Source organism: Nocardia flavorosea NBRC 108225, from assembly GCF_001613385.1.
Lineage (GTDB): Bacteria > Actinomycetota > Actinomycetes > Mycobacteriales > Mycobacteriaceae > Nocardia > Nocardia flavorosea.
Map to the genome: position 1 here is coordinate 129279 of NZ_BDCG01000004.1, position 16813 is coordinate 146091.

Consider the following 16813-nt stretch of genomic DNA (forward strand, 5'->3'; position numbering starts at 1 on the left):
GATGAGTAGGGGACGTTCCGGAGCCCGTCGGTCGCGGTCGGCGGGTTGCCTGACGCTGCTCGCGCTCGGTGTGGCGGGGCTCGTCATCGTGATATTGCTGTGGTATCTGCTGGCAGGCTGCCTGCGGGAACCACCGCCCGGGCCCGGTCCGGGGCCGGGACCGGAGGAACCGACGAGTCAGCCGGCGAGCTGCCCGGACGTGCAGATGATTTCGGTACCGGGGACATGGGAGTCCAGTAGTACCGACGACCCCTACAACCCGTCGGCCAACCCGGCTTCGCTGATGCTGAACATCAGCGATCCGGTACGGGAACAGTTCCCGACCGACCGAGTCGACGTGTACACGGTTCCCTACGTCGCGCAGTTCTCCAATCCGGTGGCGTTTCCGCCGGACGGGCAGGCGTCCTACAACGTCTCGCGTACCGAGGGCACGCGGCGGACATTCGATTTCCTGACCCAGCGTCACGAAGAATGCCCGCTCACCACGTATGTGCTGGCCGGGTTCTCGCAGGGCGCTGTGATCGCCGGGGATATCGCCGAACAGATCGGTAAGGGCAACGGCCCGGTACCGGCGGACCGGGTACTCGGGGTGACCCTGATCGCCGACGGCCGTCGGTCCGGTGAGCCGGGACCGGGGCAACCGATTCAGGTGGGTACCCCGCCGCCCGGTATCGGCGCGGAGGTCGCGCTCGCCGGTTTGAGCGTGCCCGGGATCACGATGACAGGGGCGCGTGAGGAAGGTTTCGGCGAAATCGCCGACCGTGTTTACACGATCTGCGCACCCGGCGACCTGATCTGTGACGCACCGCGCAATGCGCTGAGCCCCGCCAATATCGTCGGCAGCCTGGGCACACTCACGGCCGCTGTCGGTAACCCCGTGCACAGCCTCTATCACAACTTCGTGGTGGAACCCGACGGCACCACGGCCACCCAGTGGGCCGCGAACTGGGCTGTCGGCCTGGTCGAAGGCGCGCCGCAGCCGCCGCATTCATGACGCGATCGTTCGGGGCAGTGTTGCGGCGCGGGGGTACCACAAGCAGCAGCATGAGTCCGCACCGTGTCGGGAAGGCGACCGGCGCATGGCGGCGTACTCCGTACGACCACGTCGTGGCCAGGCACGATGCAGGAATCCACGGACAAGCCCTGCGGTCCCGCGGTGGACTGCGCCGCCGACGGCGAAACGGCGGCGGCGACCCAGACACCCGGCGCGGCCGGTTCGGCTCGAGTAGGCCAAATTGTCCCTGGTGAGCCGCTGTTGCGGTGGACCCGCGAAGTGCGGGCGGCGTGTTGTGACAATTCACCGCACGCAGCGTGTTCCTTCCCCCGCGTCACGCTGTAAAGTGCGCTGGTGATCGCGCGTCCCGGCCCTGCGCCGGCCGGGATACGCAGTGACTTCCGATATCCAGGAGCATGAGTTCATGACAGAAGCCGCCGCACCGGTGGATGAGTTGAGCGCGCTGGGCACTCCGTTGCGAAAGTTCCGCTTCGCCGCCGCAGGCGAGGGGAACAAGCAGGAAGGTGGCGCCCGCAAGTTCATCCAAACGGCGCAGCAGGCCGAGGAGTACGGCTACGACACCTTCGTGGTGCCGGATCATCTCGGTGACCAGATCGGTCCGATCGCCGCCCTCGGCGCGCTGTCCCAGGCCACCGACAGGATTCGCCTCGGCACCTCGGTGCTGGCCAACGGCTTCCGGCACCCGGTCGTGCTCGCCAAGGACCTCGCCACCATCGACGTGCTGTCGAAAGGCCGGCTCGAGGTGGGCATCGGCGCCGGCTGGAAGGCCGACGAATTCGCCGCCGCCGGGCTGGACTACGACCGCCCCGGGATCCGGCTGGCCAAACTCGACGAGACGCTGAGCATCCTCGATGTGCTGCTGCGTGGGCAGGAATGCACCTTCGAGGGCAAGTACTACCAGGTGCGCGGCATCAAGGGGACGCCACGGCCGCGGCAGGGCCCGCGGCCGCCGTTGTGCACCGGTGGCGGTGGTCCGCGCATGCTGAAGCTGGCCGCCAAACACGCCGACATCATCTCGGTGGTACCGGTCACCACGCCGAAAGGTCAGGGCCTGCTGTCCAGCATCACGCTCGAGAAAACCATCGAGAAGGTGGAGTTGATCAAGGAAGCCGCCGGGGAGCGGTTCTCCCAGATCGAGCTGAACTGGGCCGTCACCGCGATCGTCATCACCGACGACCGGGAGAAAATGGCGGAAATGGCCCTTGCGGCCCTGGACCGCGGTCAGCTTCCCGACCTCGAGGTGGATACTCAGCTCACTGTCTCCGACATCCTGAACTCCCCGTATGTGGCCATCGGCACGTTCGAGGAGATCGCCGACCAGATGCGGCGGGTGCGCCAACTCACGGGCATGTCCTATATAGGCATCTACCCGACCCAGATGGACGCTTTCGCGCCGGTGATTCCCTTGCTCCGGGAGGAGTGAGAAGCTCATCTCTGTAACATGTCTCTGGTTTGAGAACATCTAGCCGATAGCGGTCACCGCGCAGACCGCACACCGAACCCGCGGGAAAGTTCTCGGATGAGAGCACCGCGGCGAAAGCGAGTCGGGGCCACACAGTAAATAACGGTGATCGTGCCGTTGCGGCGTGCGCCTCGGAGGAGAAGGAATGGACGAGACTTTCGACGACTACCTGGACGAGAACGGGAACATCAGCATTCCCGATGATCGCACCCTGGTCGACCACGTCGAGAAGCACACCCGTAACGACGCGAACACCTTGGCGTACCGCTACATCGACTATTCGCGCGAACGCGATGGTGAGGTACATGAGCTGACGTGGCAACAGTTCGGGGTCCGGCTGCGCGCGGTGGCCGGTCGACTGCAGCAGGTCACCAAACCCGGTGACCGGGTGGCGGTACTCGCACCGCAGGGCCTGGACTACGTGATCTCCTTCTTCGCCGCCATCTACGCAGGCGCGATCGCGGTGCCGCTGTTCGATCCCGACGAGCCCGGCCATACCGACCGGTTGCATGCGGTGCTCGGCGACTGCGAACCGTCGGCCATTCTCACGGCCAGTTCGTCTGCGGCCGGGGTGCGTCAGTTCTTCCGTTCCCTGCCGGCCGCGCAGCGCCCGCGCATCATCGCCGTCGACGCGATTCCCGACAGTGTCGGGGAGAGCTGGGTGCGGCCGGATATCTCGGTGGACGATATCGCCTATCTGCAGTACACCTCGGGGTCCACGCGTACTCCGGCCGGTGTGGAGATCACCCACCGCGCCGTCGGCACCAACCTGCTACAGATGGTCGACGCCATCAATCTGGACTGGAATTCGCGCGGTGTCACCTGGTTGCCGCTGTTCCACGATATGGGCCTGTTGACCGTGATTCTGCCCGCCGTGGGCGGCAAGTTCATCACCATCATGTCGCCGGCCTCGTTCGTGCGGCGGCCGTACCGCTGGATCAAGGAACTCGCCGCTGCCTCCGACGGCGCGGGTACCTTCGCCGCCGCTCCCAACTTCGCGTTCGAACATGCCGCCGTGCGCGGGCTGCCGAAGAACGGTGAATCGCTGGACCTGTCCAATGTGATCGGCCTGATCAACGGCAGCGAACCGGTGACCACCTCGTCGATGAAGAAGTTCAACGAGGCGTTCGCCCCGTACGGCCTACCGAAGACGGCCATCAAACCGTGCTACGGCATGGCCGAAGCCACCCTGTTCGTCTCGGCCACCAAGGCAGAGGACGAGGCCAAGGTCACCTATGTCGACCGCGCCGAGCTGAACGCCGGCCGGATGGTGAAGGTCGAACCGGGCTCGGATAATGCGATCGCCCAGGTCAGCTGCGGTTATATCGCCCGCTCGCAATGGGCCGTGATCGTGGATCCGGAATCGGTCGACGGTACGCCGCGCGAGCAGCCCGACGGGCATGTCGGCGAGATCTGGCTGCACGGCAACAACATGGGTATCGGGTACTGGGGCCGCGAGGACGAAACGAACGCGACCTTCCGGAACAAGGTCACCGAGCGCCTGCCCGAAGGCAGCCACGCCGAGGGCAGCGCGGCCGACGCGAACTGGATGCGCACCGGCGACTACGGCGTGTACTTCGACGGTGAGCTCTACATCACCGGCCGGGTGAAAGACCTGGTGATCGTCGACGGCCGCAATCACTACCCGCAGGACCTGGAATTCTCCGCGCAGGAAGCCAGCAACGCCCTGCGGCCCGGGTTCGTCGCGGCCTTCTCGGTCCCGGCCAACCAGCTCCCCGCCGAGGTGTTCGCGCAGGGCAGCCATTCGGGTCTGAAATTCGACGCCGACGATGCCTCCGAACAACTGGTCGTCGTCGCCGAACGCGGCCCCGGCGCCGGTAAGGCCGATCCGATGCCTATCGCGGACGCAGTCCGGGCAGCGATCTCCCAGCGCCACGGTGTCACGGTCCGCGACCTGCTGCTGGTACCCGCGGGCTCGATCCCGCGTACCTCCAGCGGGAAGATCGCGCGCCGCGCCTGCAAGGCGGCATATATCGAGGGCACGCTGCGCGGTGGTTACACGCAGCAGGCGTTCCCCGATGCACCCGAGGAATGAGCCCGGTCGACGCGGTGGCGCAGCGTCCGGGATGATAGGCGGCTGAGCGTAGTGCCGGAGGAGGTAACGCAGCGTGATCACGCATACGCGGCGGAACCACCCCACCGGCGCGGCGGCCGAGCGCCGTATCGCGCGGTGTTCACCTGCATCGGCGCAGGTGGGAGGCCGAACGAAACCCAGCGGCCCGTGTCGTGCGCCGGAGGTGGTGGCATCGTGACCACCGCGGCGCCGGCGGTTGCCGTCCACCCATCCCTGCGATGCAGGCTGTTGCCAGGCACCGCATACAGACAGGTAGCTTGAGGACTGATGGCTGATAACGAGGGCACGTCGCCGGATACGACCGAGAACCTTCCCGTCGAGCAGGAGGGCGATACCGCCGGGACGAGCGCAGCGGCCGGGTCCGGTGCCGCGAAATCCGAGATATCGGTGGCGGAACTACGGGAGTGGTTACGGCGCTGGGTGGCCGAGGCCACCGGCCAGTCGGTCGACAAGATCACCGTCGACCGGCCGATGGAGGAGTTCGGGCTCGCCTCGCGCGATGCGCTGGCACTCGGCGGCGAAATCGAGGAGCTCACCGGCGTCGTACTCGACGCTACCGTCGTCTATCAGCATCCGACCATTGCTTCGCTGGCAGATGTGATCGTCAACGGACCTCCGGAAGTCACTCTCGAAGCCCTCGACGACCAGTACTACACCGCCGGTTACGCCCCCGGGGACGCGCACGACATCGCGATCGTCGGCTTGTCCACCCGGCTGCCCGGGGCCGGGGACACCCCGGACTCGACCTGGGAATTTCTGATCAACGGCGGCGATGCCATCCGTGATCTTCCCGAAGGACGCTGGGCGGAATTCCTCAGCGAACCGCAGGTGGCGCAGGCCGTGGCCGAGGGCAATACCCGCGGTGGCTATCTGGACCAGAACGTCGTCACCGATTTCGACGCCGAATTCTTCGCGATGTCACCGATCGAGGTCGAGCGGATCGACCCGCAACAGCGGCTGATGATGGAACTGACCTGGGAAGCGCTGGAGCACGCGCATATCCCGGCCAGTGATCTGCGCGGGGAATCGGTCGGTGTCTACATCGGGACCTCGACCAGCGATTTCCAGCTGATCGCGGCTATGAGCCTCGGTGAGAACGATCCGAACGTGCCGGCATCGGCCGAGGCGTACAAGATCATGGGCAGCGCGAGCAGCATCATCGCCAACCGTGTGTCCTATTTCTACGATTTCCGCGGACCGTCGGTCGCAGTGGACACCGCGTGTTCCTCGACCCTGGTCGCAGTTCACCAGGCCGTGCAGGCGCTGCGCGCCGGTGACGCCGATGTGGCGTTGGCCGGTGGCGTGAATATGCTGCTCATCCCTATGACCACGCTCGGTTTCGACAAGAACGGCGCGGTCGCAAAGGACGGCCGGATCAAGGCTTTCTCGTCCGACGCGGACGGTATGGTCCGCTCCGAGGGGGCGGGTCTGGTCGTGCTCAAGCGGCTCGCCGACGCCGAACGCGACGGCGACAACATTCTCGCGGTCGTCAAAGGCTCGGCCGTCAACAGCGACGGCCGGTCCAATGGACTCATCGCTCCGAACCCCGAGGCTCAGGCCGATGTGTTGCGGCGTGCCTACCGCGACGCCGGGATCGTGCCTTCCACGGTCGACTACGTCGAAGCGCACGGCACCGGAACCCTGGTCGGCGATCCCATCGAGGCGCAGGCCTTGGGCGCCGTCGTCGGCGCAGGTCGTGCCGCCGATACGCCCGTGCTCCTGGGGTCGGCCAAGACCAACTTCGGGCATCTGGAATCCGGTGCGGGCGCCGCGAGCCTGGCCAAGGTGATCCTCGCGTTCCAGCACGATGTGGTGCCGGCCAATATCAACTACGCGGGACCGAACCCGTATATCCCGTTCGAACAAGCGCGATTGAAGGTCGTCGACGAGCCGACCCCGTTCCCGCGCTACAGCGGCACCGCCACCGTGGGCATCTCCGGTTTCGGATTCGGCGGGACGAACGCGCATGTGGTGGTCCAGGAATACGTCGCTCCGGTCGCCGCGGCGGATGTGCCGGTCGACAGCTCGGCGGAGGCCGCCGAACTCGATGCGGAGACCACCGACGTGGTGGCCGAAGCCGAGGCGGTCGCTGCTGCCGGGGTGGTGTCCGTTTCGGAGGCGGGGGCGCAGTCCGGTACCGAAACCGGCGCCGTCGAACCCGAATGGTCGGCCGATCGCGCCGAACCGCTGCCGGTGATCCTGGCTGTTTCCGCCTACCTGCCCTCGCGCCGTCGGCGCGCCGCCGCCGATCTGGCCGACTGGCTGGAAAGCGAAGCGGGACAGCGAACTCCGCTGGCGGATGTGGCGCGTGCGCTGGCCAAACGCAGCCACTGGCGGTCCCGTGGGGTCGTGCTTGCGAAGGATCACGCCGAGGCGGTGGCCGGGCTGCGGGCGATTGCCGCGGGTAAACCGGGCGCCGGGGTGTTCACCGCCGACGCACCCGCGGCCGAGGGGCCGATGTGGGTGATGGCGGGGTTCGGTGCCCAGCACCGGAAAATGGGTAAACAGCTCTACCAAGAGAATTCGATCTTCCGCCGCACCGTCGACGAGGTCGACGAACTCGTCGAGGACGAGGCCGGCTATTCGGTACGCGAGCTGATGCTCGACGACGCCCAGGACTGGGATATCGGCACCTCCCAGGTCGGGACGTTCACCATCCAGGTCGGGCTCGCCGCACTGCTGCGCGCGCACGGCGCGGAACCGACAGCGATCGTCGGCCATTCCCAGGGCGAGGTGGCCGGTGCGTACATCAGCGGCGGGTTGCCGTTGGAGGACGCGGTGCGGGTGATCTGCGCGCGTTCCCGCCTGATGCGTGAGGGCGAGCAGATGCTCACCGACGACGACGTCCGCAATATGGCGCTGGTGGAGTTGAGCGCCGAGGATATCGCCGCCATGCTGCCCGACTACCCCGATATCGAGGTCGCGGTCTACGCGGCGCCGACCAACACCGTCATCGGTGGCCCGGTGGATCAGGTCGCGGCGATTGTCGCGAAGGTCGAGGAAGCCGGAAAGTTCGCTCGCGTGCTGCAGACCAAGGGCGCCGGGCACACCTCGCAGATGGATCCGCTTCTCGGTGAACTCGCCGCCGAACTGGCCGGGCTCGAGCCGACGAAACCGACGGTCGGGCTGTACTCGACGGTCGACAAGGAGCAGTACTACGCACCCGGTCACGACCCGGTGCACACCGAGGCCTACTGGGTGAAGAACATGCGCCACAGCGTGTACTTCACCAATGCGGTGAAACGGGCGGTCGACGCCGGGATCACGACGTTCCTGGAACTGGCCCCGAACTCGGTGGCGCTCATGCAGGTACTCGGCACCACCTTCGCCGCCGGGCTGCACGACGCCCAGCTCATCCCCACGCTCAAACGCAAAGAGGACGAATCCGCCGCGGTGGTCACGGCGCTGGCACAGTTGTACGTGCACGGCCATTCGGTGGATCTGGCGTCGCTGGTTCCGGCCGGGCCCTACGCCGATATCCCGCGTACGGCGTTCGTCCGCAAGCACTACTGGCCCAAGGTGAGCCCGCTGTCCACCGGCGGCAGCGCGCGGGTGCCGGGCGCCTCGGTGGCGCTGCCGGACGGCCGCCACGTATGGGAGGTACAGGCCGCGGCGGTGGACGGACTGCCGGCGCTGGTACGCGCAGCGGCCGCGCAGGTATTGGCCGATGTGAACGTGGGCGCCAGTATCGCCCACGCGCCGTTGCCCGCGACCGGGACGCTGACCACCACCCTCACCCCACACCCCGGTGGCGCATCGGTGCAGGTGCATGCGCGCGAAGGTGCGCAGTTCCGGTTGCTGTTCGACGCGGTGATCACCTCCGGTGCGGACCGGGCGATCCCGGCCCCGGCCGAATCCGCGGCAGTTGCCCCGGCGGTCACTACGGAACCCGAGGTCCTGGACGCGGTGGACACCGCCGGCTTCGGCGACCGCTGGAACCCGGACAGCGGCCAGACCGTGGAGGAACGGCTGGCGCTCATCGTCGCCGAATCCATGGGCTACGCCGTCGAGGATCTGCCGATGGAGATCCCGCTCATGGAACTCGGCCTCGATTCGCTGATGGCGATGCGGATCAAGAATCGGGTCGAATACGAATTCGATATTCCGCAGCTCCAGGTTTCGGCGGTGCGCGATGCCAGCCTGCACGAGGTCGGGAAGGTGCTGCGCTATGCGATCGAGCACCGCGACGAGGTGCGGGAAATGGCCGAGAAGCAGGCTGCCGGGGAATCCGGTGCGCTCAATGTGGACGACAACTTCGTCGAGGCGGCCAAGGCGGCCATGGAATCGGGACAGGATCCCGTCGCGGCCTTGAACCAGGCGTCGGGCGGTGAGGGAACCGCCGCCACCGAGCCGGCGGCGGACAGCACTGCCGAAGCAACTCGATCGGATACCGAAGCGAACGGTGCAGCCGCTTCCGGCTCGGTTGTGGACAGTGCGGCCACGAACACGGAATACACGACTGCCGCAACCGGTCCGGACACCGGCGCCGCTGCCGGAACAACGGATTCCGGCGCCGCCGCGAACTCGAATTCCGGTGCAGCCTCGAACGGTTCGAAATCCGGTGGTGCCACTGCGGAAACCGGCTCCGGGCGCAGCGCGACCCCGCCGGCGGTCGCGGGGGGCACGCCGCAAGCTGCGGCAAAACCCACCCCGGTCGCAGGTGCGGCGGTATTCGGTGGCGAGGCGGCCGGTGCCGCGGATGAGGAGAATGTTCCGCCACGTGACGCCGCGGAACGGCTGACCTACGCGTCCTGGGCCACGATCACCGGCGAATCGGCCGGCGGGATCTTCAACACCCTGCCGATCCTGGACGAAGACACCGCCGAGAAGCTGGCCGAACGACTCACCGAGCGGGTCGGGGCGGAGATCACCGTCGACGATGTGCTGGATTGCGAAACCATCGAACAACTCGCCGATATCGTGCGCACGCTGCAGGACAGCGGTGCGGATGTGGACGGGTTCGTGCGGCCGTTGCGAGCACGACCCGAAGGGTCGCGGGCCGTTCCGGTGTTCGTGTTCCACCCGTCGGGCGGTAACACTCTCGTGTACGAACCGCTGTTGAAGCGTTTGCCCGCCGAGACTCCGATGTACGGGTTCGAACGAGTCGAAGGCTCGATCGAAGAACGTGCCCGGCAGTACATTCCGGAATTGCGGAAACTGCAGGGTGAAGGTCCGTACGTGCTGTACGGCTGGTCGCTCGGTGCGGTTCTTGCCATGGCGGTCGCACAGGTGCTGCGCGCCGAGGGCGCCGATGTGCGAGTTGTGGGCCTGATCGATCTCGCCATCCCGAGTGAACCGCAGGACAACAGTTCCGGAGAAAGCCTCCGCCGGATGGAGCGCTACCAGGCCTTCGCCCAGAAGACCTACGGGGTACAAGGCGAATTGGACCCCCAGCAGTTGCGCGAACTGGCCGATGCCACGCCGGAAGAACAGTTCGAAATGGTGTCCAGCCTGATCAAGATGACCGGAGCGAAGATCCCCGGTGGCGTGATCGAACACCAGCGCACCTCCTGGATCGAGAACCAGGCTTTGCAGCAGGTACAGCCCAGCCACTACGAGGGTGATGTGGTGCTCTATCTCGCCGACCGCTACCACGACGGCATGATCGAGCTCGAACCCCGGTTTGCCGAGCGTCAGCCCAACGGCGGCTGGGACGAGTTCGTGCCGAACCTGGAGGTCGTCCATATCCCCGGCGACCATCTGCAGATCATCGATGAGCCCAGGATCGGGAAAATCGGCGCGGACCTCACGGCTAAACTCGCCCGGATCGACTCATCGGGTGTGAAAGGGAGCAAGTGAGCACTACCGCCGAAAAACTCGCCGACCTGCGGCAGCGTTTGGAGCTCGCCCAGGAACCGGCGGGCGAGGCCGGCGTGGCGAAGCGGGTGCGGAAGGGGATCCCCAGCGCCCGTGACCGGATCAATATGCTGCTCGACCCGGGTAGTTTCACCGAGATCGGTGCGCTGGTGCGCCGGCCCGGCGACCCGGCCGCGCTGTACGGGGACGGTGTGGTGACCGGGCACGGGCTGGTCGACGGCCGCCCGGTGGCCGTGTTCTCCCACGATCAGACCGTTTACGGCGGGTCGGTGGGCGAGATGTTCGGCCGTAAGGTCGCCGCGATCATGGAGTACGCCGCGAAGGTCGGTTGCCCGATGATCGGGATCAACGATTCCGGCGGTGCCCGGGTGCAGGAGGCGGTGTCCTCGCTGGCCTGGTACGCCGAATTGAGTACCCGGCAGGAGCCGCTGTCGGGGATGGTGCCCACCATTTCGATGATCCTCGGCAACTGCGCCGGTGGCGCGGTGTATTCGCCGATCAACACCGATGTCGTGGTGGCGGTGGAATCGGCGCATATGTTCGTCACCGGTCCGAAGGTGATCCGTGAGGTCACCGGCGAGGATGTGAGCCTGGAAGAGCTGGGTGGCGCACACGCGCAGGCCCAGTACGGCAATATTCATCACATCGCGCCGGACGAGACCGCGGCTTTCGCCTGGGTGCGCGAATACCTGTCGTATATGCCGACCAGCTGCCAGGAGCAGCCGCCGGTCATCAATCCGGGGCTGGAACCGGAGATCACCGACAGCGACCGGGAACTGAACTCGCTCGTCCCGGATTCCGATAATGCCGGCTACGATATGCACGACGTCCTGCTGCGGATCTTCGACGACGGCGGCTTCCACGAATACGGGGCGGAAGCCGGGAAGAACATCATCACCGGTTTCGCCCGGGTGGACGGTCGCAGTGTGGGCGTGGTCGCCAATCAGCCGATGGTGTACGCGGGCGCCCTCGACGCCCGCGCCTCGGACAAGGCCTCACATTTCATCCGGTTGTGCGATGCCTACGAGATCCCGCTGGTGCTCGTCGTCGACACTCCCGGTTTCATGCCGGGTGTGGAACAGGAGAAAATCGGCGTCATCAAACGTGGTGGCCGGTTCTTGTTCGCGTTCGTGGAGGCCACCGTACCCAAGGTGACCGTGGTCGTCCGCAAGGCCTACGGCGGCGGGTATGCCGTGATGGGGTCCAAACAGTGCGGTGCCGATGTGAACCTCGCCTGGCCCACGGCACGGATCGCGGTGATGGGCGCGGAGAGTGCGGTGAGCCTGATCGGCGCGAGCCAGATCGCCGCCGCGCCGGAGGACCAGAAAGCGGCCGTCCGCCAGCAGTTGGTCGATTTCTACAACGCCACCGTGGCCACGCCGTGGGTGGCGGCCGAACGCGGTTTCATCGATGCGGTGATCGAACCGGCACAGACCCGGTTGGAGTTGCGCCGCGCCCTACAGCTGTTGCGAGACAAGACGGTGATCCGGAACCCGCGTAAACACCATCTGCTGCCGCTGTGACGGGATACGGTCCGGGGCGCGCCGGGTAACGGCGCCGGCGCGACCCGAACCGCGATCGGAACCCGATTTCAGCCGACGATGGACGCGGATTCGATCACCACGTTCTCCGTCGGCACATCCTGGTGCATACCCTGCGACGAGGTGGACACCTTCGCGATTTCGTCGACGACATCGGTGCCGTCGGTGACGGCGCCGAAGACGGCGTAACCCCACCCCTGCCCCGCCGGCTGGGTGTGGTTGAGGAAATCGTTGTCGGCGACATTGATGAAGAATTGCGCCGTCGCCGAATGCGGGTCGTTGGTGCGCGCCATGGCGACCGTGTACTTGTCGTTCTTGAGGCCGTTGGCGGCCTCGTTCTGGATCGGCGCCTTGGTCGGCTTCTGCTGCATCTGACCGTCGAAGCCGCCGCCCTGAACCATGAAGCCCGGGATCACGCGATGGAAGATCGTGCCGTCGTAGTGTCCGGACTCGACGTATTCGACGAAGTTGCGGACGGTGTCCGGCGCCTTCACCTCGTCCAGCTGGAGGCCGATGGTTCCGTAGTTCGTCTCGAGATTCACCTTGGTCATGCCCCTACCTTTCCATTACCGCCGCTGTACCCCGCGCATAAGGGGGTGATTTCCGGGCCGATTGTGCCAGCCGCCCCTCTTTACCCCGTTCCGATGGTTTTTATGCCTGTTCGCCTGAGCGTTTTCTTTTCGGCCGGGTACTCGCCGGGGTATCAGCGGGCCGGGCGCGGCGCACCCAAGTAGCATGCCAGCGTGCCAGAAGTCGCCACCGCAGTACTGACGAAGACGCCGCCGGATCCGGGGCGCAAGGTTACGCCGAGGGATTTCCGGGTGGCGCGTCTCGTCGCGATCGTCACCGGTGTACTCGGTGCGCTCTTCGCGATCGCCACCCCGTTCCTACCGGTCACCCAGACCACGGCGACGCTGACCTGGCCGCAGAACAACAGCCTGGCCAATACGCAGGCCCCGTTGATGTCGCAGGTTCCGCTCGACCTCACCGCGACCATCCCGTGTTCGGCGGTGAACCAATTGCCGCCCGAGGGCGGCATGCTGCTGGCCACCGCACCCCCGCAGGGGGACCGGGCGGCGCTGGAGGCGCTGTTCGTGCGGGTCTCGGACACCTCGGTCGATGTGGTGGACCGTAACGCGGTGGTGGCCACCGCCGACCGGGCGGAGATGGCGAACTGCTCGGCCATCACCATCAGCTCCGACAACGAGCGCACCACGGCGGCGTTCGAGGGGCTGGTCAGCGAGACCGGCGCGCCCAACGCGGGACAGCTGGTGGGTGATCTGCGACCGCAGATGGTGGGCATCTTCACCGATATGACCGGTGATGTCCCGGCCGGGATGAGCCTCGAGTCGACCATCGACACCCGGTTCAGCTCGAGCCCCACCTGGATCAAACTCGCCGCCATGATTGCGGCCGTACTGTGCACCGTGCTCGCCCTCGTGGCATTGGCCCGGCTGGACACCAGCGACGGGCGCGGGCACCGGCGGTTCCTGCCCGCGAACTGGCTCAAACCCACCCTCGCCGACGGCGGAGTGGTCGGCACCCTGCTGGTCTGGCATTTCCTCGGCGCCAACACCTCCGACGACGGCTACATCCTGAGCATGGTCCGGGTGGCACCGGACGCCGGTTATATGGCCAACTACTTCCGCTGGTACGGAGTCCCGGAGGCGCCGTTCGGCTGGTACTACTACGTGATCCAGCTGTTCGCGGAGGTTTCCACGGCCAGCCCGTGGGTCCGGCTGCCCGCCCTGGCCTGCGGGATCCTGTCCTGGATGGTGCTCAGCCGCGAGGTGGTGCCACGTCTGGGGAACGGGTTGCGGGGGGCGCGTGCCCGGGCCCGGTTCGGCAGCGTGCCGCTGTGGACCGGTGGCCTGGTGTTCCTGGCGTTCTGGATGCCCTTCGACAACGGTCTGCGTTCGGAGCCGATCGTCGCGCTGGGTGCGCTGCTCACCTGGGTGTCGATCGAGCGGGCCATCGCCACCGCGCGCCTGCTCCCCGCCGCCGTCGCGGTGGTGGTCGCGGCGTTGACGCTGGCCGCGGCCCCGACCGGTCTCATGTGTGTGGCCGCGCTGCTGGCCGGTATCCGGCCGATCACCCGAATCATCGTGAAACGGCATCGTGAACACGGCACCGCCGCATTGCTGGCGCCGCTGGCGGCCGCCGGATTCCTGGTGCTCACGGTGGTCTACAGCGATCAGACCTTCGCCGGGATCCAGGAGGCCAACCGCGTCCGGCAGCTGGCCGGCCCGAACCTCGCCTGGTACGAGGACTACCTGCGCTACTACTACCTGTTCGTCGAAACCGTCGACGGGTCGCTGGCGCGCCGCTTCGCGTTCCTGGTCATGCTGCTGTGCCTGTTCACCACCATGCTGGTGCTGCTGCGCCGCCGCCGGGTCCCCGGTATCGCCGCCGGCCCGACCTGGCGGTTGATGGGCGTGGTCATCGGAACGATCTTCTTCATGATGTTCCTACCGACCAAGTGGACCCACCACTTCGGCGCCTACGCCGGTATCGCGGGTTCGCTGGCGGCGGTAACAGCGGTCGCGGTGTCGGCTTCGGCGCTGCGCGCGCGCAAGAACCGGGCGATCTTCCTCGCCGGTCTGCTGTTCACACTGGCGCTCGCGTTCTCCGGCATCAACGGCTACTGGTACGTCTCCAGTTACGGAGTCCCGTGGTTCGACAAACGGATCTCGCTGTTCGGTATCTCGTCCAACACCGTGATGCTGCTGCTGTTCGGGCTGTCGTTGTTGCTGGTGGGCTGGCACGTACTACGGGAGGGATATGCCAAACCGCCGGATTCCACCCGGACGGTGCGCGGTCGCCGGGTCCGGAAGTTCGCCGCCATACCGCTGACCCTGGTGGCCGCGGCGATGGTGCTGTTCGAGGTGCTGTCGCTGGCCAAGGGCGCTTATTCGCAGTACCCGGGTTATTCGCTGGCGCGGGGCAATATCGACGCTCTCGCCGGTGAATCGTGCGGGCTCGCCAACGATGTGCTGGTCGAGGTGAACGCCAACGCGGGCCGGTTGAACCCGATCATCGACCCGGCGAACCCGCCCACCAACCCCGGTGATCCGCTGGCCGGTGTGGACCCTGTCGGTTTCGATCCGAACGGGGTCCCCGACGATTTGTCGGCCGACGCGGTCGAGGTGAAACCGGGCACCGGCAACACCTCCAACCAGTCGGTGGGCGCCTCGTTCGCGGAGGGTCAGAACGCCGGTACCGGCGGCGGCCAGGGCGCGCTCGGCGTCAACGGCTCCACGGTGGCTCTGCCGTTCGGGTTGGACCCGGCCACTACGCCGATTCTCGGCAGCTACCAAGAAGGTGTGCAGAAGCCCGCGCTGGTCACCTCCAGCTGGTACGAACTGCCGCAGCGTTCCCCAGAGCAGCCGCTGCTGGTGGTCACCGCGGCCGGGCGCATCCTGTCCTACGACGACAGTGGCGTCATGCAGTACGGGCAATCGCTCACCGTGGACTACGGGAAGCGGCAGCCGGACGGCTCGGTCAGCTATATCGGCACCTATGTACCGCGCGATATCGGTCCGTCGCCGTCTTGGCGCAACCTGCGGGTGCCGCTGGACGAGATCGCTCCCGAGGCCGACGCGGTGCGTATCGTCGCCAACGACCCGATCCTCATCGGCGACCAGTGGCTGGCCTTCACGCCGCCGCGGGTACCCACGCTGCAAACCGCCAACGACTACCTGGGTTCGGATCAGCCGATCCTGCTCGACTGGGCGGTCGGCCTGCAGTTCCCGTGCCAGCGTCCCTTCCGGCACGAGAACGGTGTCGCCGAGGTGCCGAAGTTCCGTGTCCTGCCCGACCGCCCGCTGGCGGTGAGTTCCACCAACACCTGGCAGGCCCAGGAATTCGGTGGCCCGCTCGGGTTCTCCCAGATGCTGGCGAAATCCACCACCATCCCGACCTATCTGAAGAACGATTGGGGTCGTGACTGGGGCACGCTGGAACGCTACGACCAGTACTACGACGCGGTCCCGGCCCAATTGCAGACCGGCACCGCCACTCGGAGCGGTCTGTGGGATCCGGGGATGCTGCGGGTGTACTGATGACCGGGTGAGACCTTCGCCTTGTTGTACAATTTCATTGCCCGGTTGGATGAAAAATGTACAGGAGGGTGTTGTGTCGCTAACCCATATCGACATCGACGAGGAAGAGCTGGAAACTGCGAAGCGGCTAGGTGGGCACAAGACGAAAACTGCAGCGGTGGCCGAGGCCTTGCGGCAATACAACCAGCGAATGAATCGGGCTGCCGCAGTCGATTACTACTTCGAGCTCGCGCGTGACTGGGATATCGAAGGCGCGGAAGCCGCACATGCGGCCGAGAAGCGGGCATACGAGGGGTGACCGGCTACCTGATCGATTCTTCGGCGCTGTGGCGCATACTTCGGGACCGATCGGTCCTGGAATGTTGGCGAGCAACTCTCGCTGACGGTGATTTTCGTTCGTGCTATCCGCAGCGGTCCGAGTTCTTGACGTCGGCCCGCAACCTGAAGGAGTACTCGGACCACTGCCGGATGTTCGATACCCTGTACCGGGACGTTGCGGTTCCCAAATCGGCCGGTCAGTGGATCGGCAACGTGCAGTATCGCGCTGCCGAACGCGGCAGCCACCGCTGCCTTTCCGCGGTCGATCTGCAAATCTGTGCGACTGCTGCCCACCACGGCCTGGTAATCGTTCACGATGATGCGGATTTCGTAGCCGCCACCCGGCTATCGGCTGAGCTCCAACAGACCAACGTGCACGAGGGGCCGCGCGGGCCCGTCGGCTGAACCCAACTCACTCGCCGGCCGTCGAGCTGCCCTTGTCACGGCGACGACCCAATGGCCGCGGCGACGCCCCAGGCGCGGTTCGGCAGCGAGGGGGCACGG

9 protein-coding genes are annotated in these 16813 nt (G+C 66.4%); 8 read left to right on the forward strand and 1 reads right to left on the reverse strand.

Translation table 11 applies throughout. The features are described from left to right. The first annotated feature begins 1 nt into the window (after window position 1). From NFL01S_RS04460 to NFL01S_RS04480, 5 genes are all read left to right on the forward strand, one after another. Complete coding sequence (locus NFL01S_RS04460; RefSeq protein ID WP_062971750.1) at window positions 2–994, forward strand: cutinase family protein; 993 nt, start codon at window positions 2–4, stop codon at window positions 992–994. A gap of 424 nt (window positions 995–1418) precedes the next feature. Next, window positions 1419–2438, forward strand: coding sequence for an LLM class F420-dependent oxidoreductase (locus NFL01S_RS04465; protein WP_062972392.1), 1020 nt, complete (start codon window positions 1419–1421; stop codon window positions 2436–2438). Between the two features lie 184 nt (window positions 2439–2622). Then, the gene (gene fadD32, locus NFL01S_RS04470; RefSeq protein WP_062971752.1) at window positions 2623–4533 is read left to right on the forward strand and encodes a long-chain-fatty-acid--AMP ligase FadD32; all 1911 of its coding nucleotides are present in this window, start codon (window positions 2623–2625) and stop codon (window positions 4531–4533) included. 306 nt (window positions 4534–4839) lie between these two features. Beyond that, the gene (gene pks13 / locus NFL01S_RS04475; RefSeq protein WP_062971754.1) at window positions 4840–10371 is read left to right on the forward strand and encodes a polyketide synthase Pks13; all 5532 of its coding nucleotides are present in this window, start codon (window positions 4840–4842) and stop codon (window positions 10369–10371) included. Continuing rightward, window positions 10368–11912 carry an acyl-CoA carboxylase subunit beta gene (locus NFL01S_RS04480; protein ID WP_062971756.1) on the forward strand — a complete coding sequence of 515 codons (1545 nt, stop codon included), beginning with the start codon at window positions 10368–10370 and terminating at the stop codon, window positions 11910–11912. The genes pks13 and NFL01S_RS04480 overlap by 4 nt, the downstream gene beginning before the upstream one ends. A 68-nt stretch (window positions 11913–11980) precedes the next feature. Here the strand turns inward: NFL01S_RS04480 and NFL01S_RS04485 are convergent, their stop codons facing one another. Further along, entirely contained in the window at window positions 11981–12481 is a 501-nt protein-coding gene (locus NFL01S_RS04485; RefSeq protein WP_062971758.1) for a peptidylprolyl isomerase, read from the reverse strand. Window positions 12482–12673: 192 nt separating this feature from the next. On the opposite strand from NFL01S_RS04485, the gene NFL01S_RS04490 reads away from it, so the two are divergent. From NFL01S_RS04490 to NFL01S_RS04500, 3 genes are all read left to right on the forward strand, one after another. Then, window positions 12674–15991, forward strand: a complete 3318-nt coding sequence (locus NFL01S_RS04490) for an arabinosyltransferase domain-containing protein (protein ID WP_062971760.1) — start codon at window positions 12674–12676, stop codon at window positions 15989–15991. A gap of 73 nt (window positions 15992–16064) precedes the next feature. Continuing rightward, window positions 16065–16289, forward strand: coding sequence for a type II toxin-antitoxin system VapB family antitoxin (locus tag NFL01S_RS04495; protein ID WP_062972394.1), 225 nt, complete (start codon window positions 16065–16067; stop codon window positions 16287–16289). Next, the gene (locus tag NFL01S_RS04500; RefSeq protein WP_062971761.1) at window positions 16286–16714 is read left to right on the forward strand and encodes a PIN domain-containing protein; all 429 of its coding nucleotides are present in this window, start codon (window positions 16286–16288) and stop codon (window positions 16712–16714) included. The genes NFL01S_RS04495 and NFL01S_RS04500 overlap by 4 nt, the downstream gene beginning before the upstream one ends. Window positions 16715–16813: the final 99 nt, after the last annotated feature.